Annotated in this window: 14 protein-coding genes; 4 read left to right on the plus strand and 10 right to left on the minus strand. The window is 69.6% G+C overall.

Features of this window, described 5'->3' with window-relative positions; all coding sequences use genetic code 11:
- Positions 1-8: 8 nt before the first annotated feature.
- Together CLV71_RS43505 and CLV71_RS43510 are read right to left on the minus strand one after the other, a co-directional pair.
- Positions 9-788: an ABC transporter permease gene (locus CLV71_RS43505; protein ID WP_133908891.1), complete on the minus strand. Its 780-nt coding sequence runs from the start codon at positions 786-788 to the stop codon at positions 9-11.
- Complete coding sequence (locus CLV71_RS43510) at positions 788-1,612, minus strand: ABC transporter permease (RefSeq protein WP_243867371.1); 825 nt, start codon at positions 1,610-1,612, stop codon at positions 788-790. The genes CLV71_RS43505 and CLV71_RS43510 overlap by 1 nt, the downstream gene beginning before the upstream one ends.
- Before the next feature lie 193 nt (positions 1,613-1,805).
- On the opposite strand from CLV71_RS43510, the gene CLV71_RS43515 reads away from it, so the two are divergent.
- Complete coding sequence (locus tag CLV71_RS43515) at positions 1,806-2,522, plus strand: hypothetical protein (RefSeq protein WP_133908834.1); 717 nt, start codon at positions 1,806-1,808, stop codon at positions 2,520-2,522.
- Between the two features lie 38 nt (positions 2,523-2,560).
- Here the strand turns inward: CLV71_RS43515 and CLV71_RS43520 are convergent, their stop codons facing one another.
- Positions 2,561-3,403 (minus strand): hypothetical protein, encoded by an 843-nt coding sequence (locus CLV71_RS43520; RefSeq protein WP_133908835.1) that lies wholly within the window; start codon positions 3,401-3,403, stop codon positions 2,561-2,563.
- A gap of 69 nt (positions 3,404-3,472) precedes the next feature.
- Positions 3,473-7,294: a discoidin domain-containing protein gene (locus CLV71_RS43525; protein WP_133908836.1), complete on the minus strand. Its 3,822-nt coding sequence runs from the start codon at positions 7,292-7,294 to the stop codon at positions 3,473-3,475.
- A gap of 139 nt (positions 7,295-7,433) precedes the next feature.
- On the opposite strand from CLV71_RS43525, the gene CLV71_RS43530 reads away from it, so the two are divergent.
- Positions 7,434-8,402: a LacI family DNA-binding transcriptional regulator gene (locus CLV71_RS43530; protein WP_243867373.1), complete on the plus strand. Its 969-nt coding sequence runs from the start codon at positions 7,434-7,436 to the stop codon at positions 8,400-8,402.
- Here CLV71_RS43530 and CLV71_RS43535 read toward each other — a convergent pair.
- From CLV71_RS43535 to CLV71_RS43555, 5 genes are all read right to left on the minus strand, one after another.
- Complete coding sequence (locus tag CLV71_RS43535; RefSeq protein WP_133908838.1) at positions 8,399-9,328, minus strand: ABC transporter ATP-binding protein; 930 nt, start codon at positions 9,326-9,328, stop codon at positions 8,399-8,401. The two genes, CLV71_RS43530 and CLV71_RS43535, sit on opposite strands and share 4 nt — an antisense overlap.
- Before the next feature lie 90 nt (positions 9,329-9,418).
- On the minus strand, positions 9,419-9,826 hold the full coding sequence (gene ndk, locus CLV71_RS43540) for a nucleoside-diphosphate kinase (protein WP_133908839.1): 408 nt from the start codon (positions 9,824-9,826) through the stop codon (positions 9,419-9,421).
- Positions 9,827-9,875: 49 nt separating this feature from the next.
- The gene (locus CLV71_RS43545; RefSeq protein WP_133908840.1) at positions 9,876-10,262 is read right to left on the minus strand and encodes a DUF4233 domain-containing protein; all 387 of its coding nucleotides are present in this window, start codon (positions 10,260-10,262) and stop codon (positions 9,876-9,878) included.
- On the minus strand, positions 10,259-11,608 hold the full coding sequence (gene folC / locus CLV71_RS43550) for a bifunctional tetrahydrofolate synthase/dihydrofolate synthase (RefSeq protein WP_133908841.1): 1,350 nt from the start codon (positions 11,606-11,608) through the stop codon (positions 10,259-10,261). Before folC ends, CLV71_RS43545 begins: the two co-directional genes overlap by 4 nt.
- Positions 11,601-14,225, minus strand: a complete 2,625-nt coding sequence (locus CLV71_RS43555; RefSeq protein ID WP_133908842.1) for a valine--tRNA ligase — start codon at positions 14,223-14,225, stop codon at positions 11,601-11,603. Before CLV71_RS43555 ends, folC begins: the two co-directional genes overlap by 8 nt.
- Before the next feature lie 141 nt (positions 14,226-14,366).
- Here CLV71_RS43555 and CLV71_RS43560 point away from each other — a divergent pair, with 141 nt between their 5' ends.
- Positions 14,367-15,335, plus strand: coding sequence for a hypothetical protein (locus CLV71_RS43560; protein ID WP_133908843.1), 969 nt, complete (start codon positions 14,367-14,369; stop codon positions 15,333-15,335).
- A 71-nt stretch (positions 15,336-15,406) separates the two neighbouring features.
- The gene (locus CLV71_RS43565; protein ID WP_133908844.1) at positions 15,407-15,664 is read left to right on the plus strand and encodes a mycoredoxin; all 258 of its coding nucleotides are present in this window, start codon (positions 15,407-15,409) and stop codon (positions 15,662-15,664) included.
- Here CLV71_RS43565 and CLV71_RS43570 read toward each other — a convergent pair.
- Positions 15,645-17,186 (minus strand): phytoene desaturase family protein, encoded by a 1,542-nt coding sequence (locus tag CLV71_RS43570; RefSeq protein WP_133908845.1) that lies wholly within the window; start codon positions 17,184-17,186, stop codon positions 15,645-15,647. The genes CLV71_RS43565 and CLV71_RS43570 overlap by 20 nt on opposite strands.
- Positions 17,187-17,214: the final 28 nt, after the last annotated feature.

A 17,214-nucleotide genomic window follows, 5' to 3' on the forward strand; every position in this document is an offset into this window, starting at 1 on the left:
CGAGCCGTTCAGCGCAGGAGCAGAACCCCCAGCCTGCGGGCCGACACCACCACACCGACCCCTGCCATCACCACGAAGTACGCGGCGTGACCGAGCAGGGCCGGCTCGACCACGCCCGCGCACAGCTTCCGCATGAGCTCGATCGCGTGGTAGAGCGGGAGGCACTCCACCACCGCCCCCACCGCCGGTGGGTACACCGTGAGGGGGAAGAACGTCGTCGAGAACAGGAACATCGGCATCAGGGCGAGCTGGATCAGGTCGAAGTCCTGCCACGACCGCATGAACGTCGTGCACGCCATCCCCACCGAGGCGAACGAGAACGCGACCAGCAGCGACGCGGGCAGCGCCAGGAGGGCCCACGGGGATGCCAGCAGCCCCATCACCAGCATCACCGTCAGGAAGCCCGCCGCGTACAGCCCACCCCGCAGCAGGGCCCACGTGATCTCCCCTACCGCGACGTCGACGGGGCCGAGCGGCGTGGCCAGCATCGCGTCGTAGAGCCTGGCGTACTTGAACTTGAAGAAGATGTTGAAGGTGGCGTCGTAGATCGCGCCGTTCATCGCCGACGCCGCCAGCAGCGCGGGCGCGAGGAACGCCACGAAGCTCACCCCGGCGACCTCGCCCACCAGCGAGCCGAGGCCGACGCCCATCGCGAACAGGTAGAAGAGCGGTTCGCAGAAGCCGGACACCACCGTGAGCCAGGCCCGCCGGTTCACCAGCAGGGACCGTTCGACCAGCACGTGCGCGCGGCCGACGTACAGACCGGCGGGTACCACCCTCAGCAGCATCACGCGGCCAGCCTCCTGGTGAAGGTGCGGACACCGAGCCACGTGCCGACGGCCAGCATCGCGAGCAGGAACGCGAGGTGACCGAGGGTGGCGGACAGCGAGAGGTGGCCGAGTGCCGCGCCGCGGCTCAACTCCGTGCCGTGCCACAGGGGTGTCGCCCAGGCGAGTGGCTGCGCCCATCCGGGTAGCTGTGTCACCGGGAAGAAGGTGCCCGCGAACAGGGTCATCGGCACCACCACGAACCTGAACAGCGCGCTGATCTGCTGTCCCTCGCTGTACAGCGTCGCGGAGTACGCGGCGACCGGCGCGGCCAACGCCAGGCCGCTGAGCACCGCCACCGGCAGCGAGAGCAGCACGCTGGGGCTGGTCAGGGTGCAGAGCGCCGCGGCGGCTGCCAGGTACCCGGCCCCGGACACGGTCAACCGAGCCGCCACCCAGAGCAGGTGGCCGCCGAAGATCTGGCCGGGCGTGATGGGAGACGCGGCGATGCCGAGGTAGGTCTGCTGCCACCTGAACGCCGACAGGACGGGATAGGTCGACTCGAACGCCGCGATCTGCACGGCCGTCGCTACCAGGAGCGCGGGTGCCAGGTACACGACGTAGGCGAGGCCGCCGGTCTCGGCGCCCGGCGTCACCTGGGAGCCGAGGCCGAACCCCAGCGCCAGCAGGAACAGCACCGGCTGGACGACGCCGGACACGACCGTGGCACGCCAGTTGCGGCGGTACCACGTCCACGTGCCGTCGACGACCATCAGCGCGGCCCGCACCGGGCCGATGGCCCGCGCCGGCGCGTTCCCCGGTTGGGTCATCCACTCTTTCGCCATGAACGCCTCCACCAGTCGGGGGCGGAGCAAGGGGCCGATCGGATGATAAACACATTCCGTGGCTGAAGCTTCACTCTTTCGCCGGACATCCATTTCTCGCTCGATAAGGAAACATTTTCTGTTGGTTTCGCCATGGACGAAAGGCCACAGAGTGGTTCTGCGCGCACGCCCGTCCCGCCATGACACCGCCGCCATGGGTTTTCTTTCCGTGGCCGCCGATCTCATGGACGCGTATCTCCAGGCGGAGCCTATCGGCCACCGGCAGTCCCAACAGCTCGGCCACTTCACCTTCCCGACGGCGCTGGAATGGCTGCGCACCGACGACGTCATCCGCCTGGCCCCGAAGTGGTCCTCCGGTGAGGCGGCGCGGCGGCGGGCGTTCTTCAGCCGGTGGCCGACCCGTGACGCCTTCCTCGCCGACGCGGTGGTCTACGCGCTGCTCCGCGAGCAGCCCGAGATCCCGACGCAGCGACACGCCGGTGACACCTCGATGTCCCAGCTCATCGGGCACGTGACCGAGGACCTGCTGACGAGCCTCGTCCAGCACCCGCGCAGCTACCTCGTGCTGCACCTCGGCCCGCTGCTCCCCCGGCACCCGGAGCTGACCAGGGCGCTGTCCCCCGGCTCGCACGAGGCGACGCGCGCGTGGCTTCGGCTATACCACATGCTTTCCGACCAGCACGACCTCGTGCTGCGTCCCGAGTGGACGTTCAAGCGGCTGGCCAGCGTGCTCCAGGCCATGCTCGACGGGTTCGTGCTGCGCTACCGGCTGCGGCCGGGCGGACATCCGCGCCACAGCTGGAAAGAGGCCAACATCCTCGCCGACGCGGTGGTCGCTCTGCTGCTCGGCGCGGTCGACTGGAACCTCAGTGGACAGTCGGGGCGGGAGGCGCTCGACTCGCTGACGTAGCGCGTGCCCGCCGCCGTGGGCACGCGCTCTCGCCGTTGCTACAGGCCGTACCTGCTCTTCAGGTGACGCCACCAGTCACGGAGCATCCACTTGTCGAACTCCGTGATCTGTGTCGCGCTGCCCGCCTTCATGAGGAAGCCGCCCACGCCGGTCGGCGTCCAGTCGTAGAAGTCGTCGAGGCCGAACGTGTGCCCGACCTCGTGCAGGTAGATGTGGATGTTCTCGGCGTTGAGGTTGCCGGTGAAGTACTCACTGCCGACCCGCTGCCCCCAGTCACCGCCCGCGCCACCACCGAACCCGGCGGTCAGCCACAGCGACATGTCGTAGTGCCTGGCGGCACCGCCGGGGCACTGCGAGTAGTTGCCGTCCTGGTGGAAGAACCGGCCGCAGCCGCGTGCGCACTGCGGTGCGTTCTCGTTGATGTCGTTGACGTAGACGTCGACCGAGTTGTCCGTCCACTGCAGAGTCGAACGGTTGCGCACCGCCCAGCCGACCACCTTCACCGGCACGGTCTGGTAGGGCCAGTTCTCCCAGCCCTGGCCGTTCTCCTGCATCACGTTCATCCACTTGGTGAACTGGCGGGACAGCGCGGCGTGGATCTGGTCGCGCAGCGCGGCGGACACCGGTGCACTGGAGTCCCAGCGCACACAGTAGTTGACGTACCCGCGGTTGGCCATGATCTGGTCCCAGCCGTAGTTGCGGAACCCGTACAGGTTCCCGTACGTGCTCTCGACGTGCTGCCACACCTCGTTGAGCGGTGTCACGAGGTTCGACGGCGGGTTCCACGCCTGGATCGAGACGTCGGCCTTCGCGGTGCCCGTTCCCGCCGCGAGCACAATCGCGGCGAGTGGGGCGAGTATTCGGACAAGGATCTTTCGCATAGCGACTCCTGTTTCGCTTGCAGGGTTGCGACAGGCGCTATTTCTCTTCGGTATTCGGTTGTGCGGCGCTCAGCCTCCCTGGCCTCCGCGCCGAACCTCGACCGTGGCAAGGACTGTGCGAGGAATGTCGGTGGTGTAGCCGGGCACGGTAATACGACCAGGACGCGAAACCTGCGCGATGGAGACCGGTGCCCAGATGACGGGTGAGTCCACGTGTGTCCCGTCCGCGTAGACGCGGGTGACCGTGGCAGGCATGGTGGGCGGGATGCCCTGGCGGGTCTCCAGTCGCGGCACCTCGACGGTCGACGGCTCGTTGTGGACCTGCCACTCCAGCACGCCGACCGACGCCGTCTCACCACGCAGGACGGCCCGCAGGCGGGTGGTGGTCACCCCGGGGAAGTCGTCGTGCACGTACCTGTTCGCGGCGACGTCGTAGGTGCCGGGGATGTCCACGAAGGACGTGCCGTCCCAGTACTGGAGCTTCCAGGACGCCGGGAGCCGCACGCCCCCGCCGTCGTCGAAGAAGTAGAGGTCGGAGGCGTTGACCCGCACGGGGTTCGGCCACTCCAGCTGCACCCAGTGCTCGCCCTGTTCCGGCCAGGTGCCCCAACGGCGGTTGACGCCGTCGTTGGAGGAGGGCGGGTCGACGCCGTCGTTGACCGCGGCGGCCAGCTCCCACGGCGAGGTGTAGGAGGCGGTCACCGTGGCCGCGGTCGCGACGTTGGCCACCGCCGGGATCGCGGTCGCCGTGACGTCCACCGTGGAGACAGACGACCGCTCGCCGTCGGACGCCGTCAGCCTCAGCTGGTAGTCGCCGGGTTCGGTGAAGGTGGCGAGGGTGCTGGGCGTGTTCGGGTCCGCGAAGACGACGCTGCCGGGGCCGCTCACCTTCGACCAGGCCGAGGTGAGGGCACCACGCGGCAGCGCGTCGTCCTTGACCACGCCGGTCAGCCGCGCCTGGCCTGCCTGGCGGAACGACGAGTCCACCGTGGCCAGCGCGTACGGCGCCGCGTTGCCGACGGGCGGTGGAACCACGCCCGTACGGAACACCTGCAGCTCCTTGAGCCCGGTTCTGTGACCGGACTGGTGGGTCATGAGCACCCGGAGCCGCTGGGCCGTGAGTGCCGGGAACCGCACGTGGTTGTAGTTCGCCCTCGGGATCGCGGGTGTCCGCGCCTGGCCCGGCACGTCCACCCACGCCGTGCCGTTGTGGTACTGCACGCGGTAGGTCGCGGGTTCGGCGAGACCCGTTGTGGTGCGGTCGCGGTAGAAGTACAGCTTCATGTCGTCGACCTGTCGCGGCGTACCGAGGTCGACCTCGACGGTGTCCTCGGCGTGCGGCGAACCACGGCTGCTCCAGATCGGCGCGCTCACGGTCGTGCCGTCGACCGCCGCGGCCGGGCTGCTGCCGGACGCGGTGTACGACGCCGACGCCGGCCCGCCCACGGCCAGGTCCGGTGCCGCCGACGTCAGGTCCGCACCGGCCTTCTGGAACAGGTCGACCACGCGCTCGCCCGTCAGCACGACGTCCGCCGGAGCGTGCACGCCCTCGATGCCCGTGCTGTACAGGACGTTCCCGGTGGTGTCGACCTGCCCGGTCGCCGGGTCCCACACCGCCTTCGTGAGGCGGTCGACGGTGAACGCCCTGGCGCCGTCGAGGAACACCGAGTAGCCCTCCGGCACGCCGGGGTAGTGGGCGACGCCGTCGGCCGGGTCGTCCCACACGACCGTCAGGTCACGGTCCCGGTAGCGCAGGTTGTCGACCATGGCGTGGTCCCAGCCGATGTCGATCGGCGCCAGTTCCACCTTCGCGTCGGTGCGTGGCCGCAGTCCCAGCACGTCCTCGATCACGGTCCAGTTGCTGCTGCCCAGGATCGTGTGGTGGATGAACGAGCGACCGCCGATCGTCCGGGTGGCGGGGTTCCAGTCGTACCAGTACTCGTTGGAGTCCGGCCACGCCGTGTCGCCGCCGATGAACGCGGCCCAGGAGTTCCAGTACAGCAGCTTCTTGTAGTCCGTCGCCGTGAGGTGGGGCGTGGTGTAGTTGTGCAGCACCGACGAGAAGAGCCGGAACTGGACGGTCGAGTTGATCTGCGAGAAGTTGTTCGAGCCGGGGTTGCCCTGCTCGGCCGCCTCCGCCTTGTCGGCCTGGTTCGCCGTGTAGAACGGGAAGATCGGGTACTCGGCGGGGTCGGCGAACAACCGCAGCGCGTCGGTGTAGGGCTCCTCGTCCGGGACGGCGCCGACGGAGAACGGGTAGTAGTTGTTGATCTCCTTCCACGGCACGTGCGTGTCCGTGGCCACGTGGCGGTGCTCGAACAGCCGGTCGTCCGGGTTCCACAGCACGTCGAGGATCGCGGTGCGGACGCGGTCGGCGATGCCTCGCAGCTCGGCGGCCTTCGCCGCGTTGCCCAGCTGCTCGTACGCCGCGGCGGCGGCCAGCGCGCCGCTGTACTGGTAGGCGGCCTCCGCGCGGTCCAGGTTGCCGTCGCGCCAGTGGAAGGAGACGGCGTCGGCGTCGTTGCCGGTCAGCGCGCCCCAGTCGTACTCGATGAGGCCGTTGCCGTCGTGGTCGTAGAAGTCCAGCTGTCCCTTGACGTCACCCTCGGCGTAGCGGGCCAGGTTGGCCACGATCGGCGCCTGGCCGCCGTGGACCTCGTAGCTGCGCCACGCGGCTTCGGCGATGTACTGGGTGTAGCTGTTGCTCCAGTTCTCCGGGTCGCCGGGGTTGTCCACGAATCGGCCGCCGCCGGACGACTCGCCGGTCGACACCCACGGTCCGTAGGAGTACATCGGGTCACGCAGGTACTTGAGGTCGTCGATGAACATGGGGACCGTCAGGGCGATGGCGTTGTTGTAGCCGAGGACGCCCTCGATCGAGGTGGGGAACTGGAAGTCGTTGCCGGGGATGTCGGCGTCGAGGAAGTTGAAGCGCATCAGCCACCAGCGGTAGTAGACGTGCTTCTTGATGGCGGGCTCCGGCACGTCGACGTACGGGATGTTGTCTGCCCACCAACGGTTGTAGGTCCGCACGTGGGTGGCGAACGCGTTGGCGGGCGAGAGCCCCCGGTACTGGTCGTACTCGGTGCGGGACGCGGGGATCTCGTCGGCCACGAAGCCGAGCTGGACCTTGACGGTGACGGTCTGTCCACTGGGAACCGTGACCTCGCCTGCCAGCTTGCCGCCGCTCGGGCTGAGCCCCTGCGCGGACAGCCGCGGGAAGATCGTGGTGAGGCGTTCGCCCCGCGAGTTGCGGACCTCCTGCAGGCCGGTCAGCTCGGCGCCTGTCGCGGTGCGGGTGAACGGGGAGTCCACTGTCAGGGCAAGGGTTCGCGACGCCGCGCCGGTGTTCGTGAGTGCCATGACGGTTACCGCGACGTTGTCGTGCGTGACGAACTTCTTCACCCCGGCGCGGAGATCGCTGTTGGTGTAGGAGCCACTCCAGTAGCTGGGCGTCTGCAGGCGGTCGGCGACGTTCTCCGTGAAGCCACCGCCGCCGATGGTGACGGTGTAGGCGTTCTGGTTCGAGAACGAGCCGAAGAACTCGTTGTAGTAGGCGACCCGGCCACCGAAGCCGATGACCGCGTTGTCGTGCTGTCGCATGTAGACGGTCCGACCGCGGGTCATCAGCCAGCTGCCTGCCGGATCGTTGCCCCTGCGGGCAAGCAGGCGGTCCATCCAGAAGTCGGTGCCACCGGCCTCGGCGTCGTACATCGCACGCATCATGCGGTTGCCGTAGGCCACCGGCTCGGCGGGCGGCGGCTGACCGGTGAAGGTCGGGAACCCGATGGCCTGCTCGGCGCCGGCAGGTGTGTCGACCGCGGTCAGCATGGCGGCGGCGAGCACGGCCGCGAGTACCGGCGGTCTCCACCTCGTCGTGGAGATTCGCATCTCTGTCACCTCGTCACCGAAAACGTTTTCGGCTCTTTGAAGGTAAAGCTGGCGTTAGAGTTGTGTCAAGCAGCGAAACCTCTTCACGAAAGGCGTGCCGTTGACGAGGCAGCGTTCGGGATCGGTCACCCTCACCGACGTGGCGAGGTTGGCCGGCGTGTCCGTCGCCACCGCGTCCAAGGCGCTGAACGGCCGCGACGAGGTGGCGACGGCGACCCGCGACCGTGTGGTGGCGGCGGCGGAGAAGCTGTCGTTCCAACCGAACGCGCTGGCCCGTGGCCTGATCTCCGGACGTACCAGGACGATCGGGCTCCTCACCGACGAGTTGGGCGGCCGCTTCGCCATCCCGGTCCTCCTGGGGGTGGAGAACGCGCTGGGCAACGAGCAGATGTCGGTGTTCCTGTGCGACGCGCGAGGCGACCCGATCCGGCGGCGGCACTACATCCGCACGCTGCTCGCCCGCCAGGTCGACGGCCTCATCGTGCTGGGCGACAGCAACGACGTGCGCTCGTCGGTGACGAAGGACATCCCGGTGCCGGTGGTCTACGTCTACGGCGAGTCGGACGACCCCGCCGACCTGTCACTGCTCGCCGACGACGCCGGTGGCGCACGACTGGCCGCCGAACACCTGGTGTCGTTGAACCGCAGGCACATCGGCCACATCACCGGCCCGTCGAGCTACCGCGCGGCCCGCGACCGCGCGACGGCACTGCGGGAGGTGCTGTCCGAGGCGGGCCTGTCCCTGGTGGGCGACCCGCTGCACGGTGAGTGGTCCCAGAGCTGGGGTCGGCAGGCAGGCCGCATGCTGGCGACCACCCACCCCGAGCTGGACGCGATCTTCTGCGGCAGCGACCAGGTGGCGGTCGGCGTGTCACAGGCGCTGGCCGATCTGGGCCGTCGGGTCCCCGACGACATCGCCCTGGTGGGCTTCGACAACTGGGAGATCTTCGCCGCCGACTGCCGCCCGCCCCTGACCACGGTCGACGTGAACCTGGAACGCCTCGGCGCGAGCGCGGTGGAGTACCTGTTCGCCGCCCTCGACGGCGTCCGCCACTCCGGCGTCGTCCGCCAGGCCTGCCGCCTGGTCGTCCGCGACTCCTCGGGTTAGTCCAGGAGGGTGCGGCCCGTCAGCCGGAGGTAGACGTCCTCCAGGGTGCTGCGCCGCACGAGACTCGAGAGTGGCCTGACGTCACGCAGCTCGGCTGCGGCAAGGGCGGTCTCGCCGTCGGTGGCGTACAGCAGGACGCGACCGGGGAGGGCTTCCACGCGGTCGGCGAGGCCCGCGAGACGAGCCTCCATCGCGGTGGTGTCCACGCCGGGCGGGAAGCGCAGCTCGACGACCTCCTTGGTGGAGTAGCGGGCGATCAGCTCGGCCGGGCTGCCCTCCGCGGCGATGTGGCCGCGGTCCATCACGACGAGGCGGTCGCACAGCTGCTCGGCCTCGTCCATGTAGTGGCTGGTGATGATCAGGGTGACGCCGTCGTGCTTGAGGCGCACGAGGCGGTCCCACAGCAGGTGCCGGGCCTGCGGGTCGAGACCGGTGGTCGGCTCGTCGAGCAGGAGCAGCTCGGGGTCGTTGATGAGCGACCTGGCGATGGTGAGGCGGCGCTTCATCCCGCCGGAGAGCCGGTCGACCTCGTCGTCGGCGCGTTCGGACAGCTGGGCGAACGCCAGCAGCTCGGTCGCCTTCTCCCGCACGTACGGCTTGAGCAGGCCGAAGTAGCGGCCGTAGACGTGCAGGTTCTGCCGGACGGTCAGCTCGGTGTCGAGGTTGTCCTGCTGGGGCACCACCCCGAGCCGCGCGCGGATGCGTGGGCCGTCGCGGTCGGGATCCATGCCGAGTACCCGCAGCTCACCGCTGGTGCGCGGGGAGACGGAGGCGATCATGCGCATGGTCGAGGACTTGCCCGCCCCGTTCGGCCCGAGGAAGCCGAACGCCTCGCCGCGCCGCACCTCGAGGTCGATCCCGTCGACGGCGGTCAGCCGGCCGAACCGCTTGACCAGACCGCGGGCCGTGACCAGTGCGTCACACACGCACCGAGCGTAGCGGGGCGGGCTGACTCTCCGTCGCCCACATCGACGAGGGCCCGGCCCGATGGACCAGGCCCTCGTGTCGGGGGAAGCTCAGACGCCCGGGAACCAGAGGTCGATCTCGCGCTTGGACGACTCCGGGGAGTCCGAGCCGTGCACGATGTTGTACTGGACCTCGACGGCGTAGTCGCCGCGGATGCTGCCGGTGGCGGACTGAACCGGGTTCGTGGCACCGGCGAGCTGGCGGAACGCCGCGATGGCGTTCTCACCCTCGACAACGGCCGCGACCACGGGACCGGACGTGATGAACTCCAGCAGCGACTCGAAGAACGGCTTGGCGGCGTGCTCGGCGTAGTGCTGCTCGGCCACACTCCGCTCGACGTTGCGCAGCTCCAGCGCGGCCAGCGTCAGGCCCTTGCGCTCGATGCGGGAGATGACCTCGCCGACCAGCCCACGGCTGACGCCGTCCGGCTTGACCAGGACCAGGGTGCGCTCGCTCACGACTGTGGGTACTCCTTTGGAAACAGGGAAACTTCTCGCGCGCGTGAGCCTAGCTGGCCTCTTTCCCGGCCTGCTGGCTCGGTAGCGTGCCCTGCGCCATCCGCCGCGCGACGTCGTGCCGCATCCACAGCAGCAGGGCCCACACGAGCCCGAAGATCAGCCCGAGGATCCCGAGCGCGACCATCGCGAACCAGCACGCGATCATCACCACCTGCAGGCCCGCGGCCACCCACCTGCCCCACGGCCTGCGCAGGACACCGCAGGTCAGCAGCAGTGCGAGCGCCAGCACACCGACCAGGACGCCCTGCCAGGTGGCCAGCCCGTCGCCGAGCTTCGCGACCACCGGCAGCGCCAGCAGGACCACGATCACCTCGAGCACGAGTGTCGCCAGCATGACGCTGACGAACGACTTCATCGGATCGGTCCTGGTGGTCATGTGGGCTCCCTGCCGAACAGCGCGCGTGCCTCGCCCGCCGTGACCACCGAGCCTGTCACGACCACGCCGACGCCGGACAGGGGCTCGCCCGCGTCCTCCTCGGCGAGCGCGACGCCCGTGTCGATCGCGTCGTCGAGGCGTGGCCGGACCTCGACCCGGTCGGGCCCGAAGATCTCCGTCGCCACCTCGCCGAGCTCCTCGGCGGGCATGGCGCGTTCCGAGGAGTTGGTCGTGACCACCAGCTCGTGCAGCACCGGCTCCAGCGCGGACAGGATGCCCCGCACGTCCTTGTCCCCCATCACGCCGACCACGCCGACGAGGTTGCGGAAGCTGAAGTCCGCGTCCAGTGCCGCGGCGAGCGCAGCCGCGCCGTGGGGGTTGTGCGCGGCGTCGACGAACACCGTCGGGGACGAGCGGACACGCTCCAGCCTGCCCGGCACCACGACCGACGCGAAGCCCTCGCGGATCGCCTCGGGGTCGAGCCCGCGTTGCGCGCCCGCGCCGAAGAACGCCTCGACGGCCGCCAGCGCCAGCGCCGCGTTCTCGGCCTGGTGCGGGCCGTGCAGCGGCAGGAAGATGTCGTCGTAGGCACCGCCGAGTCCCTGCAGCTTGACGACCTGGCCGCCGACGGCGACGTCCCTGCGCAGCACGCCGAACTCCAGACCGGCGCGGGCGACCGTGGCGTCGACCTCGACGGTCCGGCGCAGCAGCACGTCCATCGCCTCCGGCGTCTGCTCGGCGAGCAACGCGATCGAACCCTGTTTGATGACCCCGGCCTTCTCCCGCGCGATCCCGGCGATGTCGGACCCGAGGTATTCGACGTGGTCGATGGAGATCGGTGCCACGACCGCGACCTTCGCGTCCGCGATGTTCGTGGCGTCCCAGGTGCCGCCGAGACCCACCTCCAGCACCGCGGCGTCGACCGGCGCGTCCGCGAACGCCGCGAACGCCATGCCGGTCAGTACCTCGAACTTGCTCATCCGCACGTCGGCGCCCTTGTCGATCATCTCGACGTACGGCTCGACGTCGCGGTACACCTCGACGTAGCGCTCCGGTGCGATCGGGGCGCCGTCGATCGCGATCCGCTCGGTCACCAGCTGCAGGTGCGGGCTGGTGTAGCGGCCGGTCCGCAGGCCGATGCGCGTCAGCAGCGCGTCGATCATGCGGGTGACCGACGTCTTCCCGTTCGTGCCGGCGACGTGCAGGACAGGGTAGGACCTGTGCGGGTCGCCGAGCAGGTCGACGAGCGCACCGATCCGCTGCAGTGTCGGCTCGATCTTCGTCTCGCCCCAACGGGTGTTGAGCTCCGTTTCGACCTGGCGAAGGTCGTCGAGGGCCTCAGTCACCGAAGGACTCCAGGCGCGCGGTGATCCGCGTGATCTCCGCGGCCGCCAGCTCCCGGCGCGACCGGATCTTGGCGACCACCGCCTCGGGTGCCTTGTCGGTGAAGCTGGGGTTGCCGAGTTTCGCCTCGGTGGTGGTCAGCTCCTTCTGTGCCGCCGCGAGGTCCTTCTCGAGCCGCTTGCGCTCCGCCGCGAGGTCGACCGTGCCGGACAGGTCCAGCTCGACGTGCACGTGGCCACCCGGCAGCGACACCTCGATGGACGCGCTGGCCGTGAACGCCTCGCCGGGCGCCTCCAGCCTGGCGAGCGAGGAGACCGCACCGGACAGCGCGGAAAGCCCTGCCTCGTCCACACCGGACAGTCGCGCCGGGACACGCTGCCCCGGCTTGACGCCCTGGTCGTTGCGGAACCGGCGGACCTCGGTGACGAGCTTCTGCACCCCCGCGATCCGCCGTGCCGCGTCGGTGTCCGCCTCGGCGGCCGACGTCGACGGCCACGCGGCGACCACCAGTGACTCGCCGCCGGTCAGCGTCGTCCACAGGCGCTCGGTGACGAACGGGGTGATCGGGTGCAGCAGGCGCAGCACGGTGTCGAAGACGTGCCCGAGCACCGCGCGCGTCGAGTCGGCACGCGTGCCGCCCTCGGCGATCTGGACCTTCGCCAGCTCCAGGTACCAGTCACACAGCTCGTCCCACGTGAAGTGGTAGAGCGCGTCACACAGCTTGGCGAACTGGTAGTCGTCGAACAACTCGTCCACTTCGGACACGACAGCGTCGGTGAGGTCGAGGATCCACCGGTCGGCGTCGGTCAGCGCATCCCGTGCGGGCACCGGCACCTCGACCGTCGCGCCGTTCATGAGCGCGAAACGCGTTGCGTTCCACAACTTGTTGCAGAAGTTGCGCGAGCCTGCCGCCCAGTCCTCCGCGATCGCCATGTCCGAGCCGGGGTTCGCGCCCCTGGTCAGCGTGAAGCGCGTGGCGTCCGCGCCGAACCGGTCCAGCCAGTCGAGCGGGTCGATGACGTTTCCGCGTGACTTCGACATCTTCTTGCCGGACGAGTCGCGGATGAGCCCGTGCAGGAACACGTTGTCGAACGGCTGCACACCGTCCATCGCGTACAGGCCGAACATCATCATCCTGGTGACCCAGAAGAAGAGGATGTCGTAGCCGGTCACCAGGACGCTGTTCGGGTAGAACTTCGCGAGGTGCGCGGTCTGGTCAGGCCAGCCGAGCGTCGAGAACGGCCAGAGCGCGGAGGAGAACCACGTGTCGAGGACGTCGGGGTCCTGCGTCCAGCCCTCGCCCGGCGGCTCCTCGTCCGGGCCGACGCACATGACCTTCTCGTTCGGCCCGTACCAGACCGGGATGCGGTGGCCCCACCACAGCTGGCGCGAGATGCACCAGTCGTGCATGTTGTCCACCCAGTCGAAGTACCGCTTGGCCAACTCAGGCGGGTGGATGGTGGTCCGACCATCACGCACCGCGTCGCCTGCGGCCTTCGCGAGCGGCTCGACCTTGACGAACCACTGCAGCGACAGCCGAGGCTCGACCACCGTGTCGCACCGCGAACAGTGGCCGACGGAGTGGAGGTAGGGCCGCTTCTCCGCGACGATCCGGCCCTGCTCCCGCAGCGCCGCGACGACCGCGGGCCGGGCCTCGAACCGGTCGAGGCCCTCGAACGGACCCCTCGCCGTGATGTTCGCGCGCTCGTCCATGATCGTGATCGCGGGCAGCGAGTGGCGTCGCCCGATCTCGAAGTCGTTCGGGTCGTGTGCCGGGGTGACCTTCACCGCGCCGGTGCCGAACGACGGGTCGACGTGCTCGTCGGCCACGACCGGGATCAGCCGTCCGGTGAGCGGCAGCTCCACCTCGGTGCCGACCAGGTGCCGGTAGCGCTCGTCGTCCGGGTGGACGGCGACCGCGGTGTCACCGAGCATCGTCTCGGCACGGGTGGTGGCCACCACGATGGACCGGTCGCCGTCGCCGTAGCGGATGGAGACCAGCTCGCCCTCGTCGTCGGAGTGCTCGACCTCGATGTCCGAGAGCGCGGTGAGGCAGCGCGGACACCAGTTGATGATCCGCTCCGCGCGGTAGATCAGGCCGTCCTCGTACAGCTTCTTGAAGATCGTCTGGACCGCCTTGGACAGTCCCTCGTCCATGGTGAACCGGTCGCGGGCCCAGTCGACACCGTCGCCGAGCCTGCGCATCTGGCCCAGGATCCTGCCGCCGTACTCGCTCTTCCACTCCCAGACGCGTTCGACGAACGCCTCACGCCCGAGGTCGTGGCGGTTCAGGCCCTCGTTCGCGAGCTCGCGCTCGACGACGTTCTGGGTCGCGATGCCCGCGTGGTCCATGCCGGGCTGCCACAGCGTCTCGTAACCCTGCATGCGGCGTCGCCTGGTCAGCGCGTCCATGATGCTGTGGTCCAGGGCGTGCCCCATGTGGAGGCTGCCCGTGACGTTCGGCGGCGGCAGCACGATCGAGAACGCGGGCTGGTCGCTGTCCGCGTCCGGGGAGAAGTACCCGGCGTCTACCCACCGCTCGTACAGCTCCGCCTCTACCGAGGCCGGCTCCCAGGCCGGCGGGAGGTCTCTGGGCTGGTGCGATGCGGTGTCGGTCACGCAGAAAGTTTACGAACCGTGTCCGGCCCTCCGCATTCGAGTTCCACACGACACCGCTTGTTAACGCCGGGGTCGGCCCGATCGATGTGCTGAGCACCGGAAGATTGTTGTTTTACCTGGTTGGGTCAGGGTGGGGAGCAGGTGAAGGCTCGGTCGCGTGTCACGGCGCCAGCGGTCCCCGAGACCGGCTGGGGCGGCGACGTGGTGGGCACGGACAGCGAGGACGTGCGTGAGTTGCTGCGCGCCGAACGCAGGCGCCGCCGTGGCCGCTGGTTCGCCGGCGGGCTCGTGGTGGTCGCGGTCGGCGCCGTGGCGACGTTGCTGTTCCGGAGCAGCGTCTTCGAACCCGTCGCGGGCGACGCGGGCAGCTCGACCTCGCCCGTCTCGGGCACCAGGGGCGAGTTGGTCGACCTCACGAGGCCCTTCGCGGGCACCCCCGCCTCGGTCTGGCCGGACGGCGCGGCCGGGATCGTGCCGCCCGCGCCGGAGCCCGTCGGCGGCTTCACCTCCCAGCAGGTGACGCAGGCCACACAGCTCGTGCGCGACGTGTTGATCGCGAGCCGGCTGGACAACCGGATGCTGGTCGGCCACGACCCTTCCGCCTATCTGGCGTTGCTCGCGCCGGACGCGCGTCGCCAGCTCGAACCGCTGTTCGCGAGCGGCCGGGAGCCCGAGGTGCAGTCGCTGGTGAGCCTGACCGCGCCGGGCAGCGAGCTGCTACCCGTGGGGCCCAAGGTCTCCGGGACGATGACCGTGCGGGCCGGGGATGCCGGTGAGCTGGTCGTGCACACGAACTACGTGTTCGCGTACGCGTTCGCGCCGCCCGCGCCGCTGCGGCTGATCGACGCCATGAACACGATCGTCGTCGTGCGGGCCGATGTGGACTACGTCATGCGGGCGGGCGACCGCTGGACGCCGAACAGCCGAGGCCTGTGGTTCGACGACGCCACCGGGTTCGGCTACTCGATCGGGTGCGACGCGTACCGCAAGGGGTTCCTGGCACCGGTCACGACCGAACGGAACGTGACCAGCCAACCCGACGACGTCCAACCGGGTGGCTACTTCGACCCCACGTCACCACTCCCGCCTGCCGGTGGGTGCCGTCGCTGAGTCGTCAGGGCATGTTTTCGGGTCTCTCGACGTTGTGTCGGTGGAAGGTCCCCCGGCCGACAGGAGTGGAAATGACGCAGACACCCGAGGCGCCCGCGAAGCTGACGATGTACTCGACGACCTGGTGCGGTTACTGCAGGCGCCTGAAGTCGCAGCTCGAGCGCGACGGCATCGAGTACGCCGAGGTCGACATCGAGCGGACCCCCGGGGCGGCCGAGTTCGTGATGCAGGTCAACGGTGGCAACCAGACGGTGCCGACACTGCACTTCCCCAACGGGAAGGCGCTCACGAACCCCACTCTGGCGCAGGTCAAGGCCGAGCTGAACTGAGCGGGGCCAGCACGGCGTTGGCGGCGTTGTGGCCGCCGATGCCGCTGACCCCACCACCACGACGTGAGCCGCTCCCGCACAGCAGCAGGTTGGGGACGTCGGTCTCCACACCCCAGCCGCCACGCTCCTCGGTGAACGGCCATGCCAGGTCGCCGTGGAAGATGTGGCCGCCCGGCATGGCCAGCTCGTCCTCGAGGTCGAGTGGCGTGCGTGCCTCGATGCAGGGGCGGCCGTCCTCGTCGGTGGCCAGGCAGTCCTCGACAGGTTCGGCCAAGTACCTGTTGAGCCCGGCGAGGTAGCGGGCGACGAGCTCGTCGCGACGGCCCCGGTTGTCGGCGGCGAACAGTGTCGCGGGGGTGTGCAGGCCGAACAGCGTGAGGGTGTGCAGTGGCCCGTCGACGATGGACTCGTCGGTGAGGGTGTGGCAGTACATCTCGCCGGGAAGCGGGTCCGGTACGCCTCCCGAGGCGCTCGCGGTGTAGGCGTTCTCCAGCTCCCGGTAGGACTCGTCGAGGTGGAACGTGCCCGCGAACGCCTGCCTGGGGTCGACCCCGCTGCGCAGCCTCGGCAGCCGGGACAACAGCACGTTGATCTTCAGCTGTGCACCGGTCGGTTTCGTGCTTTCCCTGCCGCGCAGGCGATCCAGTACCGCGGGCGCGACACCGGCGAGCACGTGGCCCGCCGCGACGGTGTGCTCGGCTCCCGCGTGCCGGTAGGTCACCTCGGCCGTGGTGCCGTCGGCGTCCAATCGCGTCACCGTCGCGGCGGTGCGCAGTGTGGCGCCGTTCTCCTGTGCCACACGGGAAAGCTCGCGGGTGACCGCACCCATACCGCCTACCGGGACGCGCCACTCGCCGCCGATGAGGTGGTAGAGGAAGCACCGGTTGGCGAGCAGCTCGGGTGACGTGAGGGACGTGTGCGTGCCGATCAGGGCGTCGGTGGCGACGACTCCCCGCACCACGTCGTCGGCGAAGGTGTCCTCGATGGCGGTGCCGATGGGCTGCTCGAAAACCTGTTCCCACAGGCGTTCCCCTGCCGCCCCGGTCACGAGCGCGCGGAACTCGGCCCGTGACGGCAGCGGCTGGAGCATGGTCGACGCGGTGGCCGAGGCCATCGCGGAGAGCGACTCGTAGAACGACACCCATCGGGCGAACTCGGCGTCCGATCCGGTGAGCTTTCGGAAGGACGCGGCGGTGGCCTCGCCTGGCTCGTGCTCGACGAGCAGCCCCTCGGCGCGCCCGTCCAGCTCGACGGGTGTGTAGGACGAGACGGCGCGCGACCGGAGTTCGACCCGCAGCCCGAGATCGCTGATGATCGCGCCGGGCATCAGGCTGACCAGGTAGGAGTACCGGGACAGCCTGGCGGACACGCCGGGGAACGGTGTGGCGCTGACGGCCGCGCCCCCGACGCGGTCGAGGCGTTCCAGCACGAGCACCGACCTGCCGGCACGTGCGAGGTAGGCGGCGGCGACCAGCGCGTTGTGGCCACCACCCACCACCACGACGTCGTAGCGTTCCGTCACGGCAGTCACGCTACCGGTGTCGCGAGGG

The sequence above is a fragment of the Actinophytocola oryzae genome (assembly GCF_004364325.1).
GTDB lineage: Bacteria > Actinomycetota > Actinomycetes > Mycobacteriales > Pseudonocardiaceae > Actinophytocola > Actinophytocola oryzae.